Origin of the sequence: Hansschlegelia beijingensis, from assembly GCF_045505405.1 — a bacterium.
Classification (GTDB): Bacteria; Pseudomonadota; Alphaproteobacteria; order Rhizobiales; family Methylopilaceae; genus Methylopila; species Methylopila beijingensis_A.
Window position 1 is genome coordinate 1 of record NZ_JBJKEX010000569.1, and the last position, 1,115, is coordinate 1,115.

1 protein-coding gene is annotated in these 1,115 nt (G+C 69.1%); it reads right to left on the bottom strand.

Annotation, left to right across the window (positions count from 1 at the left end):
• Positions 1-141 precede the first annotated feature (141 nt).
• Positions 142-570 carry a hypothetical protein gene (locus ACIKT0_RS18760; protein WP_407106819.1) on the bottom strand — a complete coding sequence of 143 codons (429 nt, stop codon included), beginning with the start codon at positions 568-570 and terminating at the stop codon, positions 142-144.
• Positions 571-1,115: the final 545 nt, after the last annotated feature.

The window sequence follows — 1,115 nt, forward strand, 5'->3', positions numbered from 1 at the left end:
CGGTCGCCTGCACTTCCTCGGCCGGCGGCAACGCCTGCGCGGCCGGCCTGACGCTCTCGGCGCCGCCCTGGGCCCATGCGGGGCTCAGGCTGAGCAGGACCAGCGCCGAAGCCAGGGCGGCCGCCAGCCCGCGACGCGCCGTCATTTGCCGAACTCCACGCCCTTCACGCGCGAGGTCGTCGTCACCAGGGCGAGGCAATCCTGCTCGCCGCCGCAGGCCGTGACGTCGTTCAGCAGCACGCGGCTGAGGCTGTCGCAGCCCACTTCGGCCGCGTCGAACAGCTTCACCGCGGTCTTGGAGGCGCGCAGCGGGCCCGCCTCGACCGCCAGACGGCGGGAGATCACGCCCTCCTTGTCGAAGAAGACGAGGTCGAGCTTCAGGCTGTCGATCGCCTTTTCGCCCGGGTTCGCGACGACGAGCGAGACCCGGCAGGCGCTGTCCCGCGCCTCGAGCCGGTTGAGCTCGATCGAGACGGGGGAAGCCGCCGATGCGGGCGCGACGGCGAGGGCGGCGAGCAGAACGCCGCCGGTGACGCCTGCCGCAAGGCGCATGGCTTCGGATCGCGACAACGGGTTACTCCCTGACCGCCTGAAAACCGCTCCGAAGCCGAATAAGCGCACACGGGTCCTACATCAAGGCGACTCTGACAAATGAGAATCCTTCAAATTCCAAGGTCGAACGGCTGTTCTGGCGCACCAGGCGGCGCTCCTCGCCGTCCGACGGCGGCCAGGTCGGGCCGGCGTCGAATTCACGCCGCAAGATTTGATCGCTGCGGCGGAGCTCGATGACAAGCGTCTGACCGCCTCGAGACGCCGCCGATCAGCGCCGGCATGGACCGCCGCCGCATCTCTCCCGCGACGGCGTACAAACCTAAATGATTGACCGAACGGTTCGGTCATCTTGCGAGCACGGGGCCCGCGCGCTAGCTTTTCTGTTGACCGAACGGTTCGGTCAGAGCTTCCGCCCTGTGACGACGACCGTCGGCAGTCAGCCCGGGACAGCTTCCATGCAGAGGCCTCGCCTTGTGACGGCAGCACCCGCCGGCCCGATTGACCGCCGCAGGCGCGTCGGGCTGGGTCTCGCGGCGGTCAATCGGTCCGGCGCGAGACCCAGC